Below are 24,933 nucleotides of genomic sequence, written 5' to 3'. Positions count from 1 at the left end.
CCGTCCCAGGTGTGAGTCGGTCGGACTCGGGTAGTTTGACCCGGCCGGGGTCGGCGCCCATGACCCACCGACCCCACCGACGCCCGCGGACTCTCGGAGGAACCATGCAGAAGCACACCCTGGGCCTGATCGCCGGCGGCACCGGACTCGCCGTCGTGGGTGGCGGCGTGCTGGCAGTCGTGCTGCTCACCGGCTCAGGTGGTGTCGACGCGGCCCTCGAGGTGCTGCCCGCGGACACGACCAACCTCACGTACGTCGACCGGGACGGGTTCGCGGAGCGGGCGGGTGTCGACGACATCGGGCACGACGCGTCGGAGAAGGACCTCGACCGCTACTTCGAGGCGACCAGGGACAGCGCGGCTGCGACACCCCTGTCCCGGTACCTCGTCCCGATGAAGGACGCCGCGATCAACGAGTTCGACGTCGACTGGTACGTCGTCGGGCGCAACAACGACGACGGCTACGGGAACGTCTACCGACTCGACGACGACGTCGACTTCGGCGACCTCGGTGACGACCTCGAGGACGCCGGCTACGACAAGGACGAGGTCTCCGGACACCCCCGCTACACCGCCGACATGGCCGTCGTGGACACCGCGACGGGCATGATCGGCGGGCGCTACCCGCAGGACCTGCGCGACGTGACCTTGCTCGAGGACGAGCACCTGATGGTCGCCACGGGCAGCCCCGAGGAGTTCATCGAGGTGATCGACGGTGACGCCGACTCGCTCTCCGACAGCGACGACGTCGCTGACCTGCTCGACCAGGCCGACTCCCCGGAGTTCGCCGAGATCTCGGTCGGTGACGGGGTCCGGTGCGGCCCCGGGCTCGGTCGCAACCTGCCCCCCGAGCAGTTGGAGCAGGCCGCCAGGGAGTCCGGGACGGACGGGCTGGGTCACCCCGAGGCCACCGGCATCTTCGTCGTGGCGGACGGCGACGACGCAACCGCGGTCTCCGCCCTGGTCTTCGGCTCGGGCGAGGACGCGGAGGACGACGCGGACGCCCGCAAGGACTGGCTGGAGCACGGCACGGATCCGTTCAGCCTGCGGCCGAACACGGACTACTTCGATCTCGACTCGGTCTCCGCCGACGGGAGCGTCGTGGTCGTCGAGGGTGACTACGAGAACGGGGCCGCAACGGCGGTCCAGATGGCCGCCCAGGGTTCCGGCCCGGGAGCCTGTTCCGGCTGAGCCTCAGGTCGGGCCGGGCCCCGCGTCCGGTCAGAGGTCGACGAACGCCACCGCGGGCTCGTGCAGGCTGCCCAGCCAGACCCGGCCGTCGTGCTCGCGGACCCCGGTGACCATGTGGAAGTCCGGCGTCTCCACGTCCACGTCGTGCACCAGCGCTCCGCTGTCGTCGTACGCCTGCACCCGCACGGTGCGCTTCGGCTTGGGCTGCAGCGCCTCGGGCAGTCTGGTCGCCGCGCGACGCAGCATCATCGGTCCGGCCTGCAGTCGCTCGACCAGAGGGTCCGTCGGCGAGGCGATGGTGACCCAGATCAGGCCGTCGCTGCCTCGGGCGATGTTGTCGGGGTAGCCGGGCAGGTCCTGCACCAGGAAGTCGCGCTGCCCGGCCCGCTCCCCCGTCAGCCAGTGGCGTACGACGGTGCGCGCGCCGGTCTCCGCGACCGCGACGAACGACCCGTCGCCGGCCAGGGCGACGCCGTTGGCGAAGGCGAGGCCGTCGAGCACCACCTCGAGCGCACCGTCCGCGGAGAGTCGCAGCAGCCGGCCGGTGCGGGTGTCCTGGACGAAGTCGTCCTTCCACCGTTCGACGCCGAAGAGCGTCGAGCTGTCGGAGAACCAGATGTCGCCGTCGGTCGCGACCGCCGCGTTGTTGCAGAAGACGAACGGGAGCCCCTCGACCGAGTCGGCCAGGGTCTCGAGCCCGCCGGTGCGTGGGTCGACCCGCAACAGGCCGGCGTGGGCGTCGCAGACCAGCAGCCGACCGTCGGGCAGCAGCTCGATGCCCAGGGGACGTCCGCCGGTGTCGGCGACGCGGGTGATCTGCCTGCCGTCATGGGAGATCCGGAAGATCATGCCGTCCTCGGTGCCGGTGAACACGGCTCCCTCGTCCGGACCGGTGGTGCCGACGACGGCGTCCTCGGCGCCCGGGCCTGGAACCTGGATCACGGTGATGCTCGTTGGGGTGCTCATGCGGGGTCCCCGGCGAGTTGTTCGACGGAGGAGCGCAGCGGAGGAGTCGAAGAACTCGTTGGGGTGCTCATGCGGGCTCCTTCGCCGCGGCGGCCAGACGCGCATGGTCGGGTGAGGCCAGGAAGTCGGGCAGGGACAGGGACGTGGCCGCGGTGAGGGGAAGCTCCGGCACGCGGTCGGGGTCTACGAAGACGATGCGGCGGCCCTCGGCGCAGGTGATGTCGTCGTCGGTCAGCGTGGTGGCGCCGACGAACAGGTGCATGACGTCGTCGCTGGCGGTCGCGGAGTGGAACACCTCGACGTCACGCCAGAGCGCGATGTCGGCGGCGCCGAGCTGGACGCCGGTCTCCTCGTCGAACTCCCGCAGCGCGCCGGCGAGAGGCTCCTCGTCGCCCTCCATGCCCCCGCCCGGGAAGCCCCAGCACTCCGGGTCGATCACCGGATGCTCGTCGCGCTCCTGCATCAGGATCCAGCCGCGGGCATCGACCAACAGGACGCTCGAGAACTCAGTCATGCAGGCGAGGCTACTGGCCGGTGTGGACCCGACATCGCAGCGATCGGTCACAGGCGGGCCACGAACCGCCTGCCCCGCAGGGCGTCCTCCACGAGCGCCACCTCGCGGCGCAGGCGCATCAGTCGCGCGGACTCGCGGTGCCAGGTCTCGATGGCGGCCTCGACGACGTCGACGTCAGCGACGTCGCGGAGCTCGGCACGGGCCTCACTCAGCCCCCTGTCGCAGGCCAGCTGCGCTCCCGCGACATGGAGTACGGCGAAGCGGGCGAGCACGACGATGTGGCGACGCAACGTCGGGTAGCCGCGGTATTCGGGCGGGGAGATGTCGAGCAGCCAGTTCTCCGCGCTGCGCTCCCAGAGTGGGGCATCGGGCGGCCGGACCCGGGTCGGCCAACCCGGTGGTGGAACGTGTGCGGCCATGCGACCAGACTACGCCTGTTCGATCACATGTTCGAACGAGTCGGGATGGTTGTGCAGGTCGGTTGCGTCACGTCGATCAGGCGCCGGTGCCGTCGTCCTCGAACTTCTCGACGCCGCCGTGGCAGCTCGCCATCGGCTCGGGCGACGTGCTGCCGTCGCCGTACTGCCCGAGGAAGAGGGCCAGCCGCGGGTCGTCGACCCCGTCGAGGGCCAGCTGGGCGTTCCAGACGGTCACCACCACGGCCGCCTCCTGCTCGTCGTACGGCGACAGGATGCCCTCGTCAGGCAGCGCGTCCTCGAGCTGGCCGACCTCGTCGTCGGAGAGGTCGGACGTGTAGGTGATCCAGACCGTGCCGTGCTCGAGCGCGTGCACGGCGTTCTCCTCACGCACCTCCCGGTCGTAGACCCCGCACTCGAGCCAGACCTGGTCGTGGGGGCCACCGATCGGCGGCGACTCGTCGTAGTCGATCTCGCCGGTCTCGTGGATCAGCCCCTCGGCCTTGAACGTCTTCACCGCGGAGAGGTTCGCGGACTCCTCCTCGAAGTCCTCGTCGTGGACGCCGTTCGGCGGTCCCATCACCCCGGCGAGGTCGTCACCGGACGCGGAGGAGTCGTCGGCCACGACCAGCGGGACCGCGACGGCGCCGAAGACCACCAGGACGGCCACGATCGCGGCCAGCAGCAGGCGGGCAGCCATCACTGGCCCTCGGCCAGGGCCCGCTCGACCCGCTCCACCTTGGCGGTGAGCTGGCCGTCGTACCCGGGACGAATGTCGGCCTTGAGGACCAGCCCGACCCGCGGGGACACCTCGGCAACGACGTCTACGGCCCGCTTGACCACGGCCATCACCTCGTCCCACTCCCCCTCGATGTTGGTGAACATCGCATTGGTCTCGTTGGGCAGGCCGGACTCGCGGACCACGCGAACGGCGGCGGCGACGGCCTCGGCCACGCCACCCGTCTCGTCGCCGGTCGTCGGGGAAATGCTGAACGCCACGATCATGGCGTCAACCTACCCGTCCGTCGGGCTGCCAATCCCCAGTGCCGCCTCGACGTCGGCCAGGCGCTCCCCTCGGAGCCCGACACAGTCGAGCTCCCAGAAGGCGTCGCAGTAGACCAACCGTCCGCTCATCCACGGCTCGAAGGCGGCCAGGGTCACCACCTGAAAGGCAGGCTCCGGGATGCGCGTGGACGGTCGCTCGAAGCCGGCCTCACCGGCCGGTTCGAAGCCGCGGCGGCCGTAGTAGCCCGGATCGCCCTCGAGGAAGACAGCCGCTTCCCCCGCGGCCTGCGCCTGCGCCAATGCCGCGTGCACGAGAGCGCTGCCGACGCCGGCACGCTGCGCGGTCGGGTCGACCGACAGCGGGCCGAGCACGAGCACCGGGGCCAGTCGCTCGGGGGCGTCGACCCAGCCGCGACTCAGCAGCACATGGCCCACCACAGCGCCTCCGCGTTCGGCGACCAGCTCGTGCTCGACCCTGCCGGTGGCGTGCAGCAGGTCGATCAGCTCCGCGATCAGCGGCCCCTCGTCACCGAAGGCGGCCGCCGCCACCCGGCGTACGGCGTCGCGGTCGGCCTGCTGCACCGGTCGGATCTCGATCTGCTCCACGCGTCTCTCCCAGGGGACTCCAGGCCGGCCAACGGTCGTCCTACCGCACTCCGGTCCGCGCAACGAGTACCGTGAGCGGGCTCGTCAGCGAAGGAGAGGACCTCGATGGCACCGACCGATGTCTCCGCACTGGCCGAACGTCTCGGCATCAGCGCGGAACGAATTGCCGGCCTCAGCGTATGCAACCAGGCGGACGTGACGCACCTGGATTCCCTGGTGGCGGCTGCCTTCACGGCCGAGCACGAGGCGGTCGAGTCCGGCCTGCGGGCCACCCTCGGCGCGGTCCCACGTCCCCTGCGTGGCCGGGCGAAGGCACTGCTGTTCCCGGAGGACGACGCATGACATCGCTGGCCAACCGCGTGGAGATCATCAAGCTCGCGCACGCACTCGACGTACCGGACACGGATCTCGCGATCCTGGCGCCCGTCCCGGCGGATGACATCCGCACCGTTCGACAGTCGCTGGGCGAGGCGATCTTCGCGCAGCACGAGCCGCGGTTCCGCCGGATCGCCAAGCTGGCCTCGATGGTGCCACCCCAGCTCAGCGCCCGCATCGCGCAGATGGCGCTCTCACCGTTGCTCGGCGCCCGCGTCGCCGCGGTCATGGACCCCGCCCTTGCAGTCAAGCTGGCCGGCAGCCTGAAGACCACCTACCTCGCGGACCTGAGCACCGCGCTGGACCCTGTGCGGGCCGAGCCGATCCTGAGCCGCATCGAGGCCGATCTCATCGTCGAGGTGGGCCGACTCCTGGTCGAGCGCAAGGAGTATGTCGCGCTGGGCCGGTTCGTGTCGGTGATCGAGCCCGACACCGCGCTGAAGGTGATCGCCTCGGCGACCGGGCGCGACCTGCTGCAGGTGGCCCTGTTCGCCGAGGACCCGATCGCCCTCGACGAGCTGGTCCGTCGCATCGACGACCAACGCCTGGTCGACGCAATCCGCGCCGCCGACGAGGACGGCCTGTACGACGACGCGGTGACCCTGATCGCGTCGGTCTCCCCGACCAGCCGCGCCCGCCTGGTCCCGCTGATCACCGCCCTGGACCAGGCCGGCCTCGACGCCTTCGCCACGTCGCTGCACTCCTACGACGCCTGGCCCGCAGCGCTCCCCGCACTCGCCGGCCTGGACGACGCAGCACTGGCGGCGCTGGCCAACTGTTCCGCGACCCTCACCCCGGGCATGCTTCCGCGCATGGTCGAGGTGGCCCACGAGCTCGAGCTGGGTGCCCTCGTCGACCGACTGGCGACGCTTCTCGACGCCGACCACCGGAAGGCAGCAGGCAAGGCCTTGACTTCAAGTTAACTTCAACTTGCAGGCTTGTGGAGTCCGATCAACTCGATCAAGGAGACCACGAGCACCATGCCTGTCGCACTCATCACCGGAGCCTCACTCGGCTTGGGTCACGCCCTGGCCCGGGAACTCTCGGAACAGGGTTGGACCCTGGTCCTCGACGCCCGGCACGCCGCCGCACTCGAGGCCGCCACGCACTCCCTGGCCGGCACGGGACACGTCGCCGTGGCCGGTGACGTGGCGGACCCGCGCCACCGCACCTCCCTCGTCGAGGCAGTCGAGGCGGCCGGTGGACTCGACCTGCTGGTCAACAACGCCAGCACCCTCGGCACCAGCCCGCTCCCCCGGTTCGCCGACCTCGAGGAGGCCACGTTCTCCCGCATCCTGGAGGTCAACCTCGTCGCACCGTTGGCCCTGACCCGGGCGCTTCTCCCCACCCTGCGCGCCCGCCGTGGAACGGTCGTGAACATCACCTCCGACGCCGCCGTCGAGGCCTACGAGGGCTGGGGCGGCTACGGCAGCGCGAAGGCCGGGCTCGAGCACGCGAGCCGGATCCTGGCCGCCGAGGAACCTGACCTGCGCGTGCTGGCGGTCGATCCCGGAGACATGCGCACCGCCATGCACCAGGCGGCGTTCCCCGGCGAGGACATCAGTGACCGGCCCCTGCCCGACTCCGTGGCACCGCGGCTGGTGAGCCTGGTCCTCGGGGATGCACCCAGCGGCCGCCACCAGCTCGCCGTGGAGGTGCCGGCATGAGCGCGCAGCCCACCGAGCGTTTCCACGTGCCGAGCAGCCACGAGGCCGCCGTACCTCCGGAGCTGCGTGGCCTGGCCCGCGACGCCGTACGGCTGGCGGAGGTCACCCGTGACGGCGTACGACACCTGAAGGCCGGGGCCCTCCCGGACCTGCTGCACCCCGGCGACCTCCTCGTCGTCAACACGAGTGCCACCCTCCCGGCCGCGGTCGACTTCCGGCGTCGCGGGCATGAGGCCGTGCTGCACGTCTCCACCGAGCTCGACGACGGGACGTGGGTGGTCGAGGTGCGACGCCCGGACCAGTCCGGACCCGATCTGGTCTGCGCGGGCGAGACGTTGAAGCTGCCCGGCGGGATCCGGCTGCAGCTGGTGGCACCCCATCCCGACGGTCAGTCGCGTCTGTGGCGCGCCGTGCCCACGCCCACGGTGGGCCGGGTGGACTACCTGTGGGAGCAGGGTCGGCCGATCCGCTACCCCTACGTCGAGGGCGCGTGGCCGCTGTCGATGCTGCAGAACTCGTACGCCGAGCAGCCTGGGAGCGCCGAGATGCCGAGCGCGGGTCGACCTCTGACCGCGGACCTCCTGGTGCGCCTGATGGCCCATGGAGTCGCGGTGGCGCCGATCGTCCTGCACACCGGGGTGTCGAGCCAGGAGACCCACGAGCCGCCCCAGCCGGAGCGGTTCGTGGTGCCCGAGGCGACCGCGCGACTGGTGAACAGCACCCGCTCGGTCGGGCGCCGCGTCGTCGCGGTGGGCACGACCGTCGTCCGGGCGCTCGAGACCGCGGGTTCGTCGGGTCGGGTGGTGCCCACCGACGGCTGGACCGACCTCGTGCTCGGGCCGCAGCGACCTGCCCGCGTGGTCGACGGACTGCTCAGCGGGTTGCACGAGCCCGAGGCCAGCCACCTCGACCTGCTCGAGGCGGTCGCCGGCCGACCCCTCGTCGACGCGGGCTACGCCGCGATCACCGCTCCCGGCGCACCCCGCTATCTCTGGCACGAGTTCGGCGACGTGATGCTGCTGCTCCCCTGAGGGCGGCCACTCGTCGGGTGAGCAAATGCGGCCAAGCGACGGAGCCCCTCCCCGGCGTACGGTCGGCCACATGGATGCCGACGACGTCGCCGAGTTCGTCGAGTCGCTGCCGCGGTGCCGCCGCAAGGGCACCGCGGCACGACCGGCGTGGTACGTCGACAACCGGCTCGTGGCTCGACTCGAGGACCGGACCACCCTGACCATCCGGTGCGCGCCGGCATTGCGCGAGGAGCTGACCGCCGCGCACCCGGAGACGTTCGGCGTGCCGCCCGCGATGGAGGCGCACCACAAGGTGCAGGCCTCGTTGGCGCACGGAAACGACGAGGCACTGCGTCGCGCCCTCGAGGCCGCGCACCGCATGCAGCGCAAGACCTGAGCGACAGCAAATGCAGCGACCCGTCGTGAGTTCTTCCCGGTAGGGGCGAACTCACGACGAGTCGATGGGTCAGAGATCAGGCCTTGAGCAGGTTCCGCAGGACGTACTGCATGATGCCGCCGTTGCGGTAGTAGTTCGCCTCACCGGGGGTGTCGATGCGGACCACCGCGTCGAACTCGACACTCTGCCCGTCTTCCTTGGCGGCCTTGACCTTGACGGTCTTCGGCGTGCTGCCGTCGTTGAGCGCGGTGATGCCGGAGATCGCGAACGTCTCGTCACCGGTCAGGCCCAGGGACTCGGCGTTCTGGCCCTCGGGGTACTGCAGCGGGATGACGCCCATGCCGATCAGGTTCGAGCGGTGGATCCGCTCGTAGGACTCGGCGATGACCGCCTTCACACCGAGCAGCGAGGTGCCCTTGGCCGCCCAGTCACGCGACGAGCCGGAGCCGTACTCCTTGCCGGCCAGGACGACCAGCGGGACCCCTGCCGCGATGTACTTCTCCGACGCCTCGAACACCGTGGTGACCGGCGTGCCGTCGGCGAGCAGGTCGCGGGTGAAGCCACCCTCGGTGCCCGGGGCCATCTGGTTGCGCAGGCGGATGTTGGCGAAGGTGCCGCGGATCATGACCTCGTGGTTGCCTCGGCGCGAGCCGTAGGAGTTGAAGTCACGCGACTCGACGCCGTGCTCGGCGAGGTACTTGCCCGCGGGCGAGTCCTTCTTGATCGCACCGGCCGGACTGATGTGGTCGGTGGTGACCGAGTCGCCCAGCTTGAGCAGCACGCGGGCACCCTCGATGTCGGTGACCGGGGTCGGCTCGTCGGGCATGCCGTCGAAGTACGGCGCCTTGCGGACGTAGGTGCTGTCCTCGCCCCACGCGAAGGTCTTGCCCTCGGGGGTGGGCAGCGAGCGCCACCGCTCGTCACCGGCGAACACGTCGTCGTAGCTGTCGAACATGTCAGCGGTCAGGGCACTGGCGATGGTCTCCTCGACCTCGGACGGCGAGGGCCAGATGTCCTTGAGGAACACGTCGTTGCCGTCGGCGTCCTGGCCGAGGGGGTCGGTGAACAGGTCGACGTCCATCGAGCCGGCCAGGGCGTAGGCCACGACCAGCGGCGGGGACGCCAGGTAGTTCATCTTGATGTCCGGGTTGATCCGGCCCTCGAAGTTGCGGTTGCCCGAGAGCACCGAGACGACCGAGAGGTCGTTCTCGTTGACCGCGGCGGAGACCTCGGGGATCAGCGGACCGGAGTTGCCGATGCAGGTGGTGCAGCCGTAGCCGACGAGGTTGAAACCGAGCTTGTCGAGGTACGGCGTCAGGCCGGCCTTCTCGTAGTAGTCGGAGACCACCTTCGAGCCGGGGGCCAGCGTCGTCTTGACCCACGGCTTGCGCTGCAGGCCCTTCTCGACGGCCTTCTTGGCCAGCAGCGCCGCGCCGATCATCACCGACGGGTTGGACGTGTTCGTGCACGACGTGATGGCGGCAATGGTGACCGCACCGTGGTCGAGGGTGAACTTCGTGCCGTCGGCCAGCGTGACGTCGATCGGGTCGCTCGGGCGGCCACCGTCCCTCGGTGCGGCCGAGAGGTGGTTGCTGGGAGCCTCCGAGCCGTTGGTGCCGTGGTACGCCGGCGCGTCCGAGGCCGGGAAGGACTCGGCCGAGGCCTCGTCGTACCCCTTCTCGTCCTCGTCGACGTAGTCGGCGAGCGACGCACGGAACGACTGCTTGGCGTCGGTGACCTGGATGCGGTCCTGGGGCCGCTTCGGGCCGGCGATCGACGGGACGACCGTCGACACGTCGAGCTCGAGCCGCTCGGAGAAGCGCGGCTCGGCCGACGGGTCGTGCCAGAGGCCCTGCTCCTTGGCGTAGGCCTCGACGAGCGCGAGCTGCTCCTCGGTGCGGCCGGTGAGGCGCAGGTAGTTGACGGTCTCCTCGTCGATCGGGAAGACCGCGATCGTGGAGCCGAACTCGGGGCTCATGTTGCCGATCGTGGCGCGGTTGGCCAGCGGCAACGCCGAGACGCCCTCGCCGTAGAACTCCACGAACTTGCCGACGACGCCGTGCTTGCGCAGCATCTCGGTGATGGTGAGCACCAGGTCGGTGGCGGTGGTGCCCTCGGGCAGCTCGCCGGAGAGCTTGAAGCCGACCACGCGCGGGATCAGCATGGAGACGGGCTGGCCGAGCATGGCCGCCTCGGCCTCGATGCCGCCGACGCCCCAGCCGACGACGCCGATGCCGTTGACCATGGTGGTGTGGGAGTCGGTGCCGACGCAGGTGTCGGGGTAGGCCTGCAGCACGCCGTCGACCTCACGCGTGAACGCGACGCGGGCGAGGTGCTCGATGTTGACCTGGTGGACGATGCCGGTGCCCGGGGGGACGACCTTGAAGTCGTCGAAGGCGCCCTGGCCCCAGCGCAGGAACTGGTAGCGCTCGCGGTTGCGCTCGTACTCGATCTCGACGTTCTTCTCGAACGCACCGGGGGTGCCGAAGACGTCGGCGATGACGGAGTGGTCGATGACCATCTCGGCCGGCGCGAGCGGGTTGATCTTCGACGGGTCTCCGCCGAGGTCGGCCATCGCCTCACGCATGGTGGCGAGGTCGACGACGCAGGGAACGCCGGTGAAGTCCTGCATGATCACGCGCGCCGGCGTGAACTGGATCTCCTTGGACGGGTCGGCGTCCGCGTCCCAGCCGGCGAGCGCCTTGATGTCGTCGGCAGTGATGTCCGCGCCGTCCTCGGTGCGAAGCAGGTTCTCGAGCAGCACCTTGAGGCTGAACGGGAGCGAGTCCACGTCCAGGCCGTCACCGGTGACCGCGTCGAGGCGGAAGATCTCGTAGGACTTCCCGTCCACGTCCAGGGTGCTCTTGGCACCGAAGCTGTCCTGACTGGCCATCAGCCACATCTCCTCAGAAGTCTTTGGTTCACTCGCGCCCATCTTGCCGCCGTGCGCAACCCCCTGGGAAGAAAGGGTTGCCTAACCACGACGTCGAGGCCGAATGCAATGTCTCTTGATGTCAAGATACATGACGTCAAGCGGAAGATCCAACAGAAACGCCCACTCAGCGGACGAACAGCGCGACGCACTCCACGTGGTGCGTCATCGGGAACAGGTCGAAGGCGCGCAGCTTCTCCAGGCGGTAGCCGGCCTCGACGAACGTCGCGGCGTCACGGGCCAAGGAGGCCGGGTCGCAGGCGACATAGGCGACCGCACGCGGGGCCCTATCGACGATCTGGAGGACCACCTTGCGACGCGCGCCCTCACGCGGCGGGTCGAGGACTACGACGTCGAACGGCTCGTCGTACGTCGTGGCCAGCACGCGGTCGACCGTGCCGACCCCGACGACGGCCTTGCGGTGCTCGGCGAGGTTGTCGCGCGCGTGGCCGCAGGCCTGCTTGTTGCCCTCGATGGCGACGACCCGGCCGCCCTCCCCCACCCGCTCTGCGAGGAACCGGGCGAACAGCCCGACGCCGGAGTAGAGGTCGAGCGCCTTCTCGCCGGGCTGCGGGTCGAGGTAGTCGAGGACGGTGTCGACCAGCTTCTCGGGAGCCCCGGGGTGAACCTGCCAGAACCCGTCGGCGGCCACCGCGAACTCGCGCCCGTGCACGGACTCGATCACGGGCGCGCTGCCCGAGACGCTCGTGTCGATCGCACCGGGCGCGGCGATCAGGCAGGTCTCGATCGGCACGACGCCGTGGGAACGGTGCTTGCGCATGCCCCTGTGTCCGTCGGGCGTGGCGGCGTACTCGACGCGGGTGCGCCACTCCAGGCCGGCCTTGTCGCCGGGCACCTGCTCCACGACGACGTCGACCTCCATGTGGGCCAGCCGGCGGAACTGCTCCTGCACGACCCGCGCCTTCAGCGCACGCTGCTCACCGGGCGTGACGTGCTGGAAGTCGCAGCCGCCGCACAGTCCCGGGCCGGCGACGGGGCACGGTGGTGTCACACGCTTCGGGGACGGCGTCGCGACGGAGACGGCGTCCCCGCGCCAGAACCGGTCGCCCTCGGTGCCCTCGGTGATCTCGACGGTCACCACCTCGTCGGGCAACGCGTGGCGGACGAAGACGACGCGGGTCTCCCCCTCGGTGCTCCCGGCGACAGGGATGCGGGCGACGCAGTGGCCGCCGTGGGCGATCGGCCCGACGGTCACCTCGTGCCGCTCACCGACGTGCGAGGCGCCCTTGGCTTGTCGTGCTCGTGTGTTGCGGGGAGACATGGCTAGTCCTGTCGGTCGTTGTGGGGGCCGCGCGGGTTGCGCGTCGTGGACCCGATCGCGCCCCGGCGTACGTCGCCGGCCCTGGTGCGGGTCAGGTCACGCTGCTCACGCTCGAGGGCCACCACCGAGGAGCGGAGCTGGTAGGGCACCGACGTCACCATCACGCCGGGCGTGAAGAGCAGGCGACCCTTGAGGCGCAGGGCCGTCTGGTTGTGCAGCAGCTGCTCCCACCAACGGCCCACGACGTACTCGGGGATGTAGACGGCCACGACGCCGCGCGGGTTGGCCCGCCGGATCTCGATGGCGTAGTCGACGATCGGCTTCACGAGCTCGCGGTACGGCGAGTAGAGCACCTTCAGGGGTACGTCGATGCCGCGCTCGTCCCACTCGGCGAGGAGCTTGTCGGTCGCCTTGGTGTCGGTGCCGACGTAGACCGCCTCGAGGACGTTGGGCCGGGTCGCCTTGGCGAAGGCCAGCGCCCGCAGGGTCGGCTTGTGCAGCTTCGAGGCCAGCACGATCGCGTGCACCCGGGTCGGCAGGATCTTGTCCTGGTCGTCGGCGGCGAGCTCCTCCTCGACCAGGTCGTAGTGCTTGCGGATCGCCTTCATCAGGATGAAGAAGACGATCATCGCCAGGATCGTGATCCAGGCACCCTGCAGGAACTTGGTGATCAGCACGACGACGAGCACGGCGCCGGTCATCGCCAGGCCGATGGTGTTGATGATCCGCGACTGCTGCATCTTGCGCCGCGCGGCGGCGTCGGTCTCGGTCAACAGGTGGCGGGTCCAGTGCCGGATCATGCCGAGCTGGCTCAGGGTGAACGACACGAAGACGCCCACGATGTAGAGCTGGATCAGCCGGGTCACCTGGGCGTCGAAGGCCCAGATCAGGATCATCGCCACGACGGCCAGGAACACGATGCCGTTGCTGTACGCCAGCCGGTCGCCGCGGGAGCCGAGGGCCCGGGGGGCGAGCCCGTCGCGGGCGAGGATCGAGCCCAGCACCGGGAAGCCGTTGAAGGCCGTGTTGGCGGCGAGCACCAGCACGATGCCGGTCATCGTCACCACGAAGTAGAAGCCCGGTGAGAAGTTGTCGAAGACGGCGCGGGCGATCTGGGCGATCACGGTGTGCTGGTCGTAGTCGGCCGGCAGGGCCTTGCCGTCGGCGGTGGAGAGCCGGTCGAGGTCGTGGGGGTCGACGTACTTCAGCCCCATCTCGCGGGCCAGCAGGATCACGCTGAGCATCATCGTGATCGCGATCATGCCCAGCAACAGCAGCGTCGTCGCCGCGTTCTGCGACTTCGGCCTGCGGAACGCGGGCACGCCGTTGGAGATCGCCTCGACACCGGTCAGCGCCGCACAACCGGAGGAGAACGCCCGAGCCAGCAGGAACACCAGCGCCACCGTGGTCAGCTGACCCTCGTAGCCCGAGGACTCGGTGATCCGCAGGTCGGCGCTCTCCACCTGCGGGAGGTCGCCGATGACGAAGCGGAGCAGGCCGTAGGCACACATGCCGAGGATGGCCAGCATGAAGGCGTACGTCGGGATCGCGAACAACGTGCCCGACTCGCGGATGCCGCGCAGGTTCAGGGCGGTGAGGATCACGACGAGCACCACGGCCGCCGTGGCCTCGTGGCCCGACAGCACAGGGAACGCCGAGGCGGCGTACTGCGCGCCGGAGGAGATCGACACCGCCACGGTGAGCACGTAGTCGACCAGCAGCGCGGCCGCGACGGTCACCCCGGCGTTGCGGCCGAGGTTCTCGGTGGCGACCTCGTAGTCGCCGCCACCACTGGGGTAGGCGTGCACGGTCTGCCGGTACGACGCGACCACGGCGATCATCACCAGGGCGACGGCCAGCCCGATCTTCCATGACCACGTGTACGCCGTGGCGCCGGCCAGCGAGAGCATGATGAAGATCTCGTCCGGCGCGTAGGCCACCGACGACAACGCGTCGCTGGCGAACACGGGCAGGGCAACACGCTTGGGCAGCAGGGTCTCACCCAACTGCGAGCTGCGGAGCTTGCGGCCCAGCAGGATCCGTTTGGAAACGTCACCGACACCCACGAGCGAACAGGCTAGCCCCATCCGGGGCCACATGACGCACCGCCGCACCACGCGGCCCTCGCTGCGGTAGCGTCTGCGCTGTGCATGTCGTGATCATGGGTTGTGGCCGGGTGGGCTCCACGCTTGCCCGCAGCCTCGAGGACCGCAACCACACCGTGTCCATCATCGACAACAACCCCGATGCGTTCCGACGCCTCGGACCATCGTTCAACGGCGACAAGGTCACCGGCTACGGCTTCGACCAGGCAGTGCTTGCGAAGGCCGGCATCGCCCGGGCCGACGCGTTCGCCGCGGTCTCCAGTGGTGACAACTCCAACATCATCGCCGCGCGTGTGGCCCGTGAGAGCTTCGGCATCCAGCAGGTCGTCGCCCGCATCTACGACCCCGGCCGCGCCGAGGTCTACCAGCGCCTCGGCATCACCACGGTCGCCACCGTGAAGTGGACCGCCGACCAGGTGCTGCGACGCATCCTCCCGGCCGGCGCCGAGCCCGACTTCCGCGACCCGTCGGGGACGATCCGCGTCGACCAGCTGCCGGTCAGCGAGCCCTGGATCGGCCACCGCACCATCGACCTGCAGGAGCAGGCGCGGGTCCGGATCGCCTGGATCGACCGGCTCGGCGAGGGCATGCTGCCCAACAAGGACACCGTTCTCCAGGAGGGCGACCTCCTCCACGTGGTGATCCGCGAGGAGAACGCCGCCGCGGCGTACACCGTGATCGAATCCGGCCCGGAGGACAAGAACTGATGCGTGTTGCCATCGCCGGAGCCGGCGCAGTCGGCCGCTCCATCGCCCGGGAGCTCATCGACAACGGCCACGAGGTGCTGTTGATCGACAAGAACGCCGGATCGATCAAGCCCGAGAGCGTCCCCGACGCCGAGTGGCTGCTCGCCGACTCGTGTGAGCTGAGCTCGCTCGAGGAGGCCCGCCTACAGCACTGCGACGTGGTGATCGCGGCGACCGGTGACGACAAGGCCAACCTGGTCACCTCGCTGCTGGCCAAGACCGAGTTCGGGGTCCCCCGCACCGTCGGCCGGGTCAACCACCCCAACAACGAGTGGCTGTTCACCGAGGCGTGGGGCGTCGACGTCAACGTGTCGACCCCGCGCATCATGTCGGCCCTCGTCGAGGAAGCCGTGTCGGTGGGCGACCTCGTGCGCCTGTTCACCTTCCGCCGGGGCAACGCCAACCTCGTCGAGATGACCCTGCCCGAGGAGTCGCCGTACGTCGGCGAGCCGACCGGCCTCATCCCGTGGCCCGAGAACTGTGCCCTCGTCTCGATCCTGCGCGACGGTCAGGTCTACACGCCCGACGCCGAGCAGCCGCTCGAGGCCGGTGACGAGCTGCTGTTCGTGGTCTCCGCGGAGGTCGAGGAGCGGCTCGAGCGGATGCTGGTCCCCCGCCCCGAGTGACCCGTCGCCAGTTCAAGGCGACCCGTCGCCAGTTCAAGGCGCGTAGAAAAACTCACGACGGGTCGAGCGAAACTCACGACGGGTCGAGCGAAACTCACGACGGGTCGAGCGAAACTCACGACGGGTCGGGCTGGGGCTCCCGCATCGGCGTCGCGTTGCGGGCCAGCAGCCACACCATCAGCGCCAGGGCGGCCAGCTGGAGCGGCCAGCCCATCGCGATCTTGGCGATGCCGAGGGCCGCGATCGCGGCGTCCTTGTCCATCGACCCGCTGCGTCCGGCCAGGTAGAACGGCGACTGGACGACGACGCGCAGGATGCACGGCGCGACGAGCACCCAGGTGAGGCGGCTGCAGAGCTTGACGATCTGGGGGTCCTGGCGCCAGGCCGTCGGATCACCGGTCACGCTGCCGACCATGAACCCCATCAGGGGCCAGCGGGTCAGGCACGACAGGGAGAGCACGACGGCGTAGCCGGCGTTGTAGAGCAGGCCCGGCAGGAAGTAGGCCAGCGCCTGGTCATTCGCGTCGCCGCCGGCCCGCGCCGCACGCAACGCGAAGAGGGCGCCGATGCCGATCCCGACCAGGGCATTGACCACGAACTGGATCGAGGAGCGCTGCACCAGGCGCACCACCAGCGCGACCAGTGCCGCACCGACACTCACCCCCAGCGCGAGCTGGAGGTTCTTCGTGGAGAGGAACACGGCCGTGAACAGGATCGTGGGCACGGCGGCCTCGACCATGCCGCGTCGGCCACCGAGGGCGGTCGACAGCTGCCTGCGCACCAGCGCCTCGACGGTCTCGGTCGTGGGCCGGGAGGCCTGGCCCTCCGGCGCTGCGGGCTCGCTGTCGTTCACGGCGCCAGTTCGTATCGCGGGTTGTACATGACGCGGGTGCGCTCCTGGAGTCCGATGCGACCCTCGACGGTGACGGATCGGCCGGGGTCGATGCCGGTGATCCGGCGACGGCCCAGCCAGACGAGCGTGATCACGCCGGTGCCGTCGTACAGCTCGGCCTCGAGGGCGGGGACTCCGCCACGGGGTCGCAGGGTGACCGTGCGCAGGGTGCCGGTGAGCCGGATCCGCTCGCGGTCCGGCGCGTTCTCGATCGTGGTCAGGCCGGACGTGGCGACGCTCTCACGCAGGTCACGGGCGTGCTGGTCCGTGCTGTTCGCCCAGCTGCTGATCGCGCGCCGGAGTCGGCTGCGCTCCTTGCCTTCGGCCATGGGAACAGGCTACTGACTCAACCGACCCGGCGTGCCTGCGGAGGCACCACGATCGGCAGTTGGTCACCCGGAGCCATCGGCCCGTCACCGCGGCGTACGACGAGCGAGGCCACGGCGGCCTCCCACGCGCCCGCCAGCTGGCCGTTGACCGCCGGGGTGCCGAGATACGTTGCGCGGAGGAACCAGCGGGGCCCGTTGAAGCCCACGACCCGCGAGGGCTGCTGGCTGGTGGTGCCGTCGGACGCGCGGACGCTGCGCCGGCACACCAGCTCGGTGCCGTGCGGGCCCTCCTGCTCGGTGGCGGTGCCGCCCTGACGCGCGGTCTCGGAGGCGATCTGGCGGCGTACGTCGGTCCACAGGTCGCCGTTGCGCGGAGCCGCGAAGGCCCGCACCTCGACGGCGCCGGTGGGCCCGGCGATCAGCACGCTCTGGACCTCGCCCGAGGCCTCCTCGACCTGGAGCCGGAGCTCGAGGCCCTCCGCGGGGGCGACCAGCATGCCGCCGAGGTCAATGCGGTCGACCCCGTCGTTCTCGACGTCGACCTCACTGATGTCACGCGGCGCGCCCGCCGGGTCAGGGGTCTCCGCGTCGGCCGTGGCGTCCGCGTTCTCGTCAGCGGTCGCGTCAGACTTCTCGTCGACGTCCGCTCCGACCTCGGTGCCCGACTCCGCAGCCTTCTCCTCGGCTGCGGGCGACTCCTCGGTCGTGCGGGACTTGCGTCCGAACTTCACTGGGCACTCCTCTGTGCGTCTGCGGTGGCGAAACCACCCGTGGAACCGTAGCCCCCCGCTCCACGCGCCGTGTCATCGAGCGTCTCCGACTCGATGAAGTCGGCGCGCTCGAAGCGCTGCAGCACCAGCTGGGCGATGCGGTCGCCACGGTGCAGCGTGACGGCCTCGTGGGGGTCGAGATTGATCAGCATCACCTTGATCTCGCCTCGATAGCCCGCGTCGATGGTGCCGGGGGCGTTCACGACCGACAGGCCGTGGCGCGCCGCGAGACCGGAACGGGGATGGACCAGTCCGACGTACCCGTCGGGCAGGGCGAGCGCGATCCCGGTCGGGACCATCGCCCGCTCCCCCGGCGCCAGGGTCACCTCGACGGTGGTCATCAGGTCGGCGCCGGCGTCGCCGTCGTGGGCGTAGGACGGTAAGGGAAGGTCCTGGTCGAGACGCATGATGCGGACCGGGACCGGTGCAACTGACATGTGACCGACCCTACCTGCGTGTCATGGGCACCGGGATGAAAGGCTGGTCCTCGTGCAGTACGTCGAACAGCTCACCGTGTCGCTGCGCTGGTGGGTGCAGGGAACCATGCTCGTGGCGACCCTCTGGTTCGCGATCGCGGTGGCGATCCCCTCCATCCTGGCGGCCGCCCTGATCAGCTTGGGGGCGCTGGCGCTCATGGCCACGTGCCTGCTGATGTACGGCGCCGCGCGCATCGTCGTCGGCGACGGCCAGCTGCGCGCCGGGCGAGCCCGGATCGACCTCTCGTACGTCGGTGCGGCCGAGGCGCTCGACGCCGAGGGGACCAGACGCGTGGCCGGCGTGGACGCCGATGCCCGCGCCTACCTGCTGTTGCGGCCCTACCTGAAGCGTTCCGTGCGGATCGAGATCACCGACCCCTCGGACCCCACGCCGTACTGGCTGGTCTGCACGCGTCACCCCGACCGACTGGTCGCCGCGCTGGCCGCGGTCACGACACCGTAGGCCTTTGCTCCAGGCATCTCGTCCAGACGAGATGCTCCAAGGGGTGCCGGATCAGCTCGCGGGGCATCCGCGCCCGATCCGGCAAGGCGGACGAGCGAAGGCGGGACGGAGTCCCGTCGAGTCGAGGACAACGCCGCCGGTCGGAATGCGGGGCACCGTGAGCCCGGCAGGTCCCCTCCAGGCATCTCGTCTAGGGTGAGGACGCATTCCAACCCCCAGGAGGATCTGATGGCATCCGGCTCCAAGGCATGGTCGGCACTCTCCCTCGGCGCCGCGCTCGGTAGCGCGGCGATCGCCAAGAAGGCGCTCAACGGCGGCTGGAAGGCAGCGACGGGAAAGACTCCCCCGGCCAATCCGGCGGACCCCGACGTGGACCTGTGGGAGGCCGTGATGTGGGCGGCCGTGAGCGGTACGGCGGTCGCCATCGTCAAGATGCTGGCCACCCGCAAGGCCGCGAACTACTTCACCAAGTCGACCGGCCACCTGCCGCCCGGCCTCGAGGCCGACGGCAAGGCGTCGTCCTCGCGCAGCTCCGACGCGGGCGACGTCCTGGCGTCAGGCATCAACGACTGACCGGTCCTCCGGCCAACGACAAGAGCCGCAACCCCGCGTCGGGGTTGCGGCTCTTCGTGTGTCGGGGCTGTCGCCTACGCGCAGTCCTTGCAGATCAGCTTCTTGGCATCGGCCAGCTGGCTGCGGTGATGCACGAGGAAACAGCTCATGCAGGTGAACTCGTCATCCTGACGGGGCTTGACCTCGACGGCCAGCTCTTCGTGGGACAGGTCTGCTCCGGGCAGCTCGAAGGACTCTGCCGCCTCGGCCTCGTCCTCGTCGACCTTGCCGGAGTTCTTGTCGTGGCGTCGGGCCTTGAGCTCTTCAATGCTCTGTTCGCCCTGGTCTTCTTCGTTCTTGCGGGGTGCGTCGTAATCGGTCGCCATCAACTTCTCCAGTCAATCAACTGCGGTCGCGTCGTCGTCTGTTCGCGCGAGTCCCGGCGCCAGATTGTGCACCATCAACCGGGAACATGCACGCGCATTCCACACGATGTCTCGGCTGCAACGATCACCGGGGTCCACCTATTCCCGATCGAGGGCCAGGAACCCGCACGAAACCACGGCCTCCCGGAACTCCTCGAAGCCGTGCGCAGGGGCACACAGGAGGGCCTCCTTGCCGTCCCGACCGACCGTCACCTCGGTCCGGGCACCGGCCTCACGGGCGATCAGTGCGCCCGCGGCGTAGTCCCACTCGGCGACACCTTCCTCGACGTACGCATCGGCGGATCCGGAGGCCACGTGGCAGAGGTCGAGGGCACAGGAACCCATGCGTCGGATGTCGCGCACCAGGGGCAGCAGCTTCGCGACCGCCGCGGCCTGCACCCTCCGGGTCCCGGCCTGGTAGTTGAAACCGGTCAGCACCAGGCGCTCGGCCAGCGGCGCCGGGCCACGCACCCGGAGGCGTACGCCGTCACGCCAGGCCCCGCCCCCGAGGGAGGCGAAGCACTCCTCACCGGTGGCGGCGTTGACCACGACACCGGCCACCACCCGGCCGTCCTGCTCGGCGGCGATCGAGACGGCGTACTGCGGGAGGCCGTAGAGGAAGTTCACCGTGCCGTCGATCGGGTCGACGATCCACCGGACCCCGGTCTCACCGCCGGCTCCGCCGCCCTCCTCGCCGAGGAACGCGTCCCCCGGCCGCGCGGCCAGCAGCCGCTCGCGGACCAGCGCCTCGCAGTCGCGGTCGACCTGGGTGACCACGTCGACGGCGCTCGACTTGGTGGCGGCGACCGAGACCCCACCGGCCCGCTGCGAGGCGACGAACGCGGCCGCTTCGCCGGCCACCTCACGGGCCAGGTTCAGCAGGTCGGTGTTCAATCGAGGCCGCCGAGGGCGGGCACGGGCCCGCGGGCGTTGGCGCAGCAACCGGCCGCGCAGACGTCCCAGCACGCCGGGAGGCTGCCCTCCGCGGCACGGATGACGTCCTCCCCGCGCTCGGCGGCCGCGCGCTCGAGCAGGAGGTCACGGACCATCGCCACGAACCGCGGGTCGATCCCGGCGGTGGCGGCGCGCACGAAGCTGAGCCCGAGCTTCTCGGCGGTCGCGGCCGCCTCGGTGTCGAGGTCGTAGACGACCTCCATGTGGTCGGAGACGAACCCGATCGGCACCACCACCACGGGCACCGACCCCTTGGCCGCCAGACGCGCGAGATGGTCGTTGACGTCGGGCTCCAGCCACGGGACGTGCGGAGCGCCGGAGCGCGAGCAATAGACCAGCTCGTGGGCGTGGCGATGGCCCGTCTCCAGGCGCACCCTCTCGACGATCTCCTGCATGACGCTGCGGTGCTGGGCGACGTACGCCCCGCCCTGGGGTCCGCTGGCGTCGTCCATGGCGATCGGGATGGAGTGCGTGACGAAGACCAGGTGGGCATCCTCGCGCTCGGTGTCGCGCAGCTCGGCCAATGCGGCCAGGGTGCTGTCGACCATCGAGGTGAGGAAGCCCGGGTGATTGAAGTAGTGGCGCAACCGGTCGAGTCGCGGCGCGCCCTCGACCGCGGCACTGGCCTCGGCCAGGTTCTCGCGGTATTGGCGACAGCCGCTGTACGACGAGTAGGCTGAGGTGACCAGGCAGGCGGCCCGGGTGATGCCGTCGGCGGCCATCTGTGCGAGTGCGTCGGTCAGGTAGGGGTCCCAGTTGCGGTTCCCCCAGTAGACCGGGAGGTCGAGGCCGGCCCCGGCGAAGTCTTCACGGATGGCGGCCAGCAGCTCGCGGTTCTGGTCGTTGATCGGCGAGCGGCCGCCGAACCCGAAGTAGTGCTCGCCCACCTCGACCAGGCGCTCGCGCGGGATGCCGCGGCCCCGGGTCACGTTCTCGAGGAAGGGCACGACGTCCTCTGGCTTCTCGGGTCCGCCGAAGGAGACCAGCAGCAACGCGTCGTACGGACCGGGATCGGAGTGCATGCAGACCATCCTAGGAACCACCTGCACACCCGCCCCGACCGACCGCGCGAACCGTGCGTTCTTGATGCGCGAACCGCGGATCATTGACGTCCGAGCCGTGGATCCTTGACGTCGCTGCATCAAGGATCCACGGCTCGGGGCGCAACAATCCACGGTTGGCGTCAGCCCGCCGGCAGCAGGCAACCCTCCCTCGCCAGGTCGAGCGAGTTGTCGTCGGCCAGGCAGGTGTAGAACCACGAGGTCTGCTGTGCGTAGGCAGCGCCCTTCTCGACGGTGACGTTGCCCTCCTCGTCAACCTCGCACGGGTTGTTCATCGTGCACTTCTCGCCGTCCTCGTTGCCGGTGTTGTTGGCAGCGACGACCTCGTGGGTCTCGGTGTCGACCACCGGCGACCCGGAGGTGCCGCCGATCGTCTCGCAGCCGGGCTGGCGGTACTTCACGGAGTCCTCCATGGTCCAGTCCGCTTCCTTGAGCTGCGGGATGGTGGAGTCCACCGAGCAGTCGTAGACCTTCTGCCAGTAGCCGGAGACGACCGCGATCGGCGTGCCGTCGGCCGGCGACTCCTTGGCCAGGGTGAGCGGCGTGAAGCCGTCGAACTCGTCGGCCAGCTCCTGGTAGGTCTTGTCCAGCCGGTAGAGCGACACGTCGGTCTTGGTCATCGTGGAGTAGAGGACGTCGGTCGCGCTGACGTCACCGGCCTCGTTGCCCTCCGTGTCGAGCAGCGTGAAGGTGCGGTTCGACGGCTGGTCGACGATGACCTCGCCGGCCTCGGGCATGCCGCCCTCGTAGCAGTGGCCGTTGGTCAGGCCCAGGGCCTTGTCCGTCGGCTCCGAGTCGTCGAAGCGGACCACCGAGGCCGAGCAGTTGTCGAGCGCGGCGATGCCGGTGAAGTCGACGCCCTCGGCCGGCGGGTCAGTCGGATCCGTCGGGTCGGTGGGATCCGTCGGGTCCGTGTCACCGCCACCCTCACAGGTGGGCTCGTCGGACTGGGCCGGTACGTCGACCGCGTCCCACGCCGCCTTGACCGCGTCGAACTCGGTGCAGCTGTCCGGGTAGAGGTTCTTCGCCGCGGTCAGCGTCCAGGTGCGGTACTTCAGGTACGAGCTGTCCGAGGTCTTCAGCAGCATCGCGTTGTAGACGATCTTGCCGGCCTTCTCGATGCCGATCCCGCTCACGTCGGAGTCGTTGCAGGTCGGGCTCTCCGGACCCTCGGCGGGCTTGTTGCCCTGCGACAGCAGGTAGAACCAGTGGTTGCCCGGTCCGGCGGTTGCGTGCACCTCACCGTTGGGGATGTCGTCGGTGTAGCAGTTCGGGTCACCGCTGACCTGCGACGGGTCGTACATGTTGCGGATCGGGCCCGACCCGACGAGGTCGATCTCCTCGCCGACCAGGAAGTCCGGCTCGTCGAACTCCTCCGGCTGCGCTGCGTAGGCCTCGGTCAGTGCGCCGAAGACGTCACCGATGAACTCCTGCGTGCCGTTTCCGGAGATGCCACCGGGCGTGTGGTCGTCGATGCCGTGGCCGAGCTCGTGCGCCATGACGTCGATGGAGGAGATCCAGTCCCCTGCCTGGTTGTGCCCGATCTGCACCTGGGTGCCGTCGTAGTAGGCGTTGAGGTCGTCGAGGCCGACGCGGATCGGCAGGAAGCCGCCCTCGCCGTCCATGCCGTCGCGGCCGAGCCACTCCTCGAGCATCTTGTTCTGGGTCTGCGCCGCGAAGAGCGCGTCGACGCAGCCGGTCTCCTTGTTGGTGGCGTCGCCGTCACCCCAGGCGTCGTCGGGACCGGTGAAGGTCTTCTCCGTCGCTGCGTCCTGGCAGGCGAGGTCAGTGACCGCGGGGTCGGTCATCTCGAAGGCTCCGTCGGAGCCGGACGTGTCCAACGCGAGCGGCGACGGGCCGTTGTAGGCGCCCGTGCCCTCACCTGCGACGACGTGCTCGGTGCTGTCGATGAACTTTCCGGTCAGCGCGTCGACGTACACCGTCTGTCGCGAGGGTGCACCCGACTTCGTGCCGGCCACGGTGGTCGACCACGCGAGGCGGGGCGTCCTGCCCAGTGCGTGCACGACCAGGGTCGGCGCCGAGTCGGAGGCGACCTTCGAGAGTCGGGCCTTGGCGGTGTCGAGGGCGGAGCTGGAGCTGACCTTCGGCTGTACCGCAAGGCTCGAGATCTTGCGGTCCTGCGCGACGGACGTGCCCTGCACGTTGCCCTGGAGGTCGGTCATCACGACGAAGTCGCCGCCGACGACCGGCAGCCCCTTGTAGGTGCGCTCGTAGGGGACGTACTGCGTCTTGCCGGACCGGATCACGGTGCCGGCGTCGAACTTGTCCGACGCTCCCGCGTGCAGCGCTGCGGGTGCTCCCTTGACGAACTGGCTGGCGCCGCTGGCAGCCATGGCACGCGGCGTGGGATCGGCCTTCTGGTCCGACGAGGACGAGGCGCTGGCCCCTGCGATCGCGAGGCTCGACAGGCTGAGCGCCGCGACCACGGAGAGCGTCGTCGTCATCGCCACCTTGCGGATGGAGGATGCGGACACGACCATATTTGTTCCCTTCGGATGGGGTGTGGTGCACGACATCTTGTGGCGGCACCCACCACGAGGGGAACGATCTCCGGCTGGCCGAGAAGCGCCATGGCCGCGATCAGTCAGTGTCGAGGGAGGGTCAGACGAGGCCTCGGCGTACGGCCTGCACGCCGGCCTGGAAGCGTGACTCGATGCCGAGCTGCTCGAAGAGCAGGCGGGTCTTGCGGGTGAAGGTGCGTGGCGCGACGCCGAGCTGGCGGGCGATGGCCTGGTCGGTGAGCCCGTCGGCGAAGAGTCGCAGCATCAGCCGCTGCTCGTCGTCGAGGTCTGGCCCGTTCGTGCGGACCGGCCGGCCGATCGTGGCCTCCATCGGCGTCGCCTCGGCCCAGCAGAACTCGAACATGCGGGTGAGCAGCTGCACGTAGGCACTGCCGCGTACGACGACCGCACCGGAACGCCCCTCGGCCCACTTCATCGAGCACACCGCGGTCACGCCGTCGGCCAGCACCATGCGGAAGGGCAGGGTGTCGCGGATCCGCACCTGGGCACCGGCCTCGGTCAGCTGCTCGAGGTAGCGAAGGGTCGGCAGGCTGCGCACCGCGCTGGTGAGGTAGATCGTGCGCACCTCGACCCCACGCTCGAGCACCGCGAGGTCCTGGGGCAGGGCCGCGTCGATCGCCTCCTGGGGCAG

The 24,933-nt window shown here is 69.9% G+C and carries 28 protein-coding genes; 10 read left to right on the top strand and 18 right to left on the bottom strand.

The window, feature by feature from the left end:
- Window positions 1-104: 104 nt before the first annotated feature.
- The gene (locus tag ASD30_RS03860) at window positions 105-1,190 is read left to right on the top strand and encodes a hypothetical protein (RefSeq protein WP_056677129.1); all 1,086 of its coding nucleotides are present in this window, start codon (window positions 105-107) and stop codon (window positions 1,188-1,190) included.
- Window positions 1,191-1,220: 30 nt separating this feature from the next.
- Here the strand turns inward: ASD30_RS03860 and ASD30_RS03855 are convergent, their stop codons facing one another.
- From ASD30_RS03855 to ASD30_RS03830, 6 genes are all read right to left on the bottom strand, one after another.
- Complete coding sequence (locus ASD30_RS03855) at window positions 1,221-2,156, bottom strand: SMP-30/gluconolactonase/LRE family protein (RefSeq protein WP_056677126.1); 936 nt, start codon at window positions 2,154-2,156, stop codon at window positions 1,221-1,223.
- Between the two features lie 67 nt (window positions 2,157-2,223).
- Window positions 2,224-2,670 carry an NUDIX domain-containing protein gene (locus tag ASD30_RS03850; RefSeq protein ID WP_056677123.1) on the bottom strand — a complete coding sequence of 149 codons (447 nt, stop codon included), beginning with the start codon at window positions 2,668-2,670 and terminating at the stop codon, window positions 2,224-2,226.
- Window positions 2,671-2,717: 47 nt separating this feature from the next.
- Window positions 2,718-3,089 carry a hypothetical protein gene (locus ASD30_RS03845; protein WP_056677122.1) on the bottom strand — a complete coding sequence of 124 codons (372 nt, stop codon included), beginning with the start codon at window positions 3,087-3,089 and terminating at the stop codon, window positions 2,718-2,720.
- Between the two features lie 76 nt (window positions 3,090-3,165).
- Window positions 3,166-3,786, bottom strand: coding sequence for a DUF3105 domain-containing protein (locus ASD30_RS03840; protein ID WP_056677120.1), 621 nt, complete (start codon window positions 3,784-3,786; stop codon window positions 3,166-3,168).
- On the bottom strand, window positions 3,786-4,091 hold the full coding sequence (locus ASD30_RS03835) for a thiamine-binding protein (protein WP_056677119.1): 306 nt from the start codon (window positions 4,089-4,091) through the stop codon (window positions 3,786-3,788). The genes ASD30_RS03840 and ASD30_RS03835 overlap by 1 nt, the downstream gene beginning before the upstream one ends.
- 9 nt (window positions 4,092-4,100) lie before the next feature.
- Complete coding sequence (locus tag ASD30_RS03830) at window positions 4,101-4,697, bottom strand: GNAT family N-acetyltransferase (RefSeq protein WP_200951067.1); 597 nt, start codon at window positions 4,695-4,697, stop codon at window positions 4,101-4,103.
- Window positions 4,698-4,802: 105 nt separating this feature from the next.
- Between ASD30_RS03830 and ASD30_RS03825 the strand changes: the two genes are divergently transcribed.
- The 5 genes from ASD30_RS03825 to ASD30_RS03805 all read left to right on the top strand — a co-directional run bounded on the left by ASD30_RS03825 (window position 4,803) and on the right by ASD30_RS03805 (window position 8,146).
- Window positions 4,803-5,039, top strand: a complete 237-nt coding sequence (locus ASD30_RS03825) for a hypothetical protein (RefSeq protein ID WP_056677117.1) — start codon at window positions 4,803-4,805, stop codon at window positions 5,037-5,039.
- A complete protein-coding gene (locus ASD30_RS03820) occupies window positions 5,036-5,995 on the top strand; it encodes a hypothetical protein (protein ID WP_056677115.1) in 960 nt (319 codons plus the stop codon). The genes ASD30_RS03825 and ASD30_RS03820 overlap by 4 nt, the downstream gene beginning before the upstream one ends.
- A gap of 57 nt (window positions 5,996-6,052) precedes the next feature.
- Window positions 6,053-6,739, top strand: coding sequence for an SDR family oxidoreductase (locus ASD30_RS03815; protein WP_056679238.1), 687 nt, complete (start codon window positions 6,053-6,055; stop codon window positions 6,737-6,739).
- A complete protein-coding gene (locus tag ASD30_RS03810) occupies window positions 6,736-7,770 on the top strand; it encodes an S-adenosylmethionine:tRNA ribosyltransferase-isomerase (RefSeq protein WP_056677113.1) in 1,035 nt (344 codons plus the stop codon). Before ASD30_RS03815 ends, ASD30_RS03810 begins: the two co-directional genes overlap by 4 nt.
- 70 nt (window positions 7,771-7,840) lie before the next feature.
- Window positions 7,841-8,146 (top strand): hypothetical protein, encoded by a 306-nt coding sequence (locus tag ASD30_RS03805; protein WP_056677112.1) that lies wholly within the window; start codon window positions 7,841-7,843, stop codon window positions 8,144-8,146.
- Between the two features lie 76 nt (window positions 8,147-8,222).
- On the opposite strand, the gene ASD30_RS03800 is transcribed toward ASD30_RS03805, so the two are convergent.
- The 3 genes from ASD30_RS03800 to ASD30_RS03790 form a co-directional block, all read right to left on the bottom strand.
- A complete protein-coding gene (locus tag ASD30_RS03800) occupies window positions 8,223-11,039 on the bottom strand; it encodes an aconitate hydratase (RefSeq protein WP_056677110.1) in 2,817 nt (938 codons plus the stop codon).
- A 166-nt stretch (window positions 11,040-11,205) separates the two neighbouring features.
- Window positions 11,206-12,360, bottom strand: a complete 1,155-nt coding sequence (locus ASD30_RS03795; RefSeq protein ID WP_056677108.1) for a class I SAM-dependent RNA methyltransferase — start codon at window positions 12,358-12,360, stop codon at window positions 11,206-11,208.
- A 2-nt stretch (window positions 12,361-12,362) separates the two neighbouring features.
- Window positions 12,363-14,426: an APC family permease gene (locus ASD30_RS03790; protein ID WP_442938213.1), complete on the bottom strand. Its 2,064-nt coding sequence runs from the start codon at window positions 14,424-14,426 to the stop codon at window positions 12,363-12,365.
- Between the two features lie 80 nt (window positions 14,427-14,506).
- Between ASD30_RS03790 and ASD30_RS03785 the strand changes: the two genes are divergently transcribed.
- Both ASD30_RS03785 and ASD30_RS03780 read left to right on the top strand, forming a co-directional pair.
- Window positions 14,507-15,172, top strand: a complete 666-nt coding sequence (locus tag ASD30_RS03785; protein ID WP_056677104.1) for a potassium channel family protein — start codon at window positions 14,507-14,509, stop codon at window positions 15,170-15,172.
- Window positions 15,172-15,837, top strand: a complete 666-nt coding sequence (locus tag ASD30_RS03780; RefSeq protein WP_056677102.1) for a potassium channel family protein — start codon at window positions 15,172-15,174, stop codon at window positions 15,835-15,837. Before ASD30_RS03785 ends, ASD30_RS03780 begins: the two co-directional genes overlap by 1 nt.
- Window positions 15,838-15,952: 115 nt before the next feature.
- Here ASD30_RS03780 and ASD30_RS03775 read toward each other — a convergent pair whose 3' ends face one another.
- The 4 genes from ASD30_RS03775 to dut are packed head-to-tail and all read right to left on the bottom strand — an operon-like array spanning window position 15,953 to window position 18,265.
- A complete protein-coding gene (locus tag ASD30_RS03775) occupies window positions 15,953-16,690 on the bottom strand; it encodes a DUF3159 domain-containing protein (protein ID WP_056677100.1) in 738 nt (245 codons plus the stop codon).
- A complete protein-coding gene (locus ASD30_RS03770) occupies window positions 16,687-17,058 on the bottom strand; it encodes an OB-fold nucleic acid binding domain-containing protein (RefSeq protein ID WP_056677098.1) in 372 nt (123 codons plus the stop codon). The genes ASD30_RS03775 and ASD30_RS03770 overlap by 4 nt, the downstream gene beginning before the upstream one ends.
- Window positions 17,059-17,075: 17 nt before the next feature.
- Entirely contained in the window at window positions 17,076-17,789 is a 714-nt protein-coding gene (locus ASD30_RS03765) for a DUF3710 domain-containing protein (protein ID WP_056677096.1), read from the bottom strand.
- The gene (dut, locus tag ASD30_RS03760; protein ID WP_056677094.1) at window positions 17,786-18,265 is read right to left on the bottom strand and encodes a dUTP diphosphatase; all 480 of its coding nucleotides are present in this window, start codon (window positions 18,263-18,265) and stop codon (window positions 17,786-17,788) included. Before dut ends, ASD30_RS03765 begins: the two co-directional genes overlap by 4 nt.
- A 52-nt stretch (window positions 18,266-18,317) precedes the next feature.
- Between dut and ASD30_RS03755 the strand changes: the two genes are divergently transcribed.
- Window positions 18,318-18,767: a DUF3093 domain-containing protein gene (locus tag ASD30_RS03755; RefSeq protein ID WP_235530044.1), complete on the top strand. Its 450-nt coding sequence runs from the start codon at window positions 18,318-18,320 to the stop codon at window positions 18,765-18,767.
- Between the two features lie 228 nt (window positions 18,768-18,995).
- Complete coding sequence (locus ASD30_RS03750) at window positions 18,996-19,340, top strand: DUF4235 domain-containing protein (RefSeq protein WP_056677090.1); 345 nt, start codon at window positions 18,996-18,998, stop codon at window positions 19,338-19,340.
- Window positions 19,341-19,414: 74 nt separating this feature from the next.
- Here ASD30_RS03750 and ASD30_RS03745 read toward each other — a convergent pair whose 3' ends face one another.
- The 5 genes from ASD30_RS03745 to ASD30_RS03725 form a co-directional block, all read right to left on the bottom strand.
- Window positions 19,415-19,705, bottom strand: coding sequence for a DUF4193 domain-containing protein (locus tag ASD30_RS03745; RefSeq protein WP_056677086.1), 291 nt, complete (start codon window positions 19,703-19,705; stop codon window positions 19,415-19,417).
- A 138-nt stretch (window positions 19,706-19,843) separates the two neighbouring features.
- Window positions 19,844-20,638 (bottom strand): inositol monophosphatase family protein, encoded by a 795-nt coding sequence (locus ASD30_RS03740; RefSeq protein ID WP_156393500.1) that lies wholly within the window; start codon window positions 20,636-20,638, stop codon window positions 19,844-19,846.
- The gene (locus ASD30_RS03735) at window positions 20,635-21,720 is read right to left on the bottom strand and encodes a ferrochelatase (protein ID WP_056679232.1); all 1,086 of its coding nucleotides are present in this window, start codon (window positions 21,718-21,720) and stop codon (window positions 20,635-20,637) included. The genes ASD30_RS03740 and ASD30_RS03735 overlap by 4 nt, the downstream gene beginning before the upstream one ends.
- A 161-nt stretch (window positions 21,721-21,881) precedes the next feature.
- Window positions 21,882-24,260, bottom strand: coding sequence for a M4 family metallopeptidase (locus tag ASD30_RS25905; protein ID WP_082563532.1), 2,379 nt, complete (start codon window positions 24,258-24,260; stop codon window positions 21,882-21,884).
- A gap of 121 nt (window positions 24,261-24,381) precedes the next feature.
- Window positions 24,382-24,888 (bottom strand): helix-turn-helix domain-containing protein, encoded by a 507-nt coding sequence (locus ASD30_RS03725; RefSeq protein ID WP_056677084.1) that lies wholly within the window; start codon window positions 24,886-24,888, stop codon window positions 24,382-24,384.
- Between the last annotated feature and the right edge of the window lie 45 nt (window positions 24,889-24,933).

The sequence above is a fragment of the Nocardioides sp. Root140 genome (genome assembly GCF_001426745.1).
GTDB lineage: Bacteria > Actinomycetota > Actinomycetes > Propionibacteriales > Nocardioidaceae > Nocardioides.
Note: the sequence above shows the minus strand (reverse complement) of the source record. Positions and strands in the feature narration are given on the sequence as shown.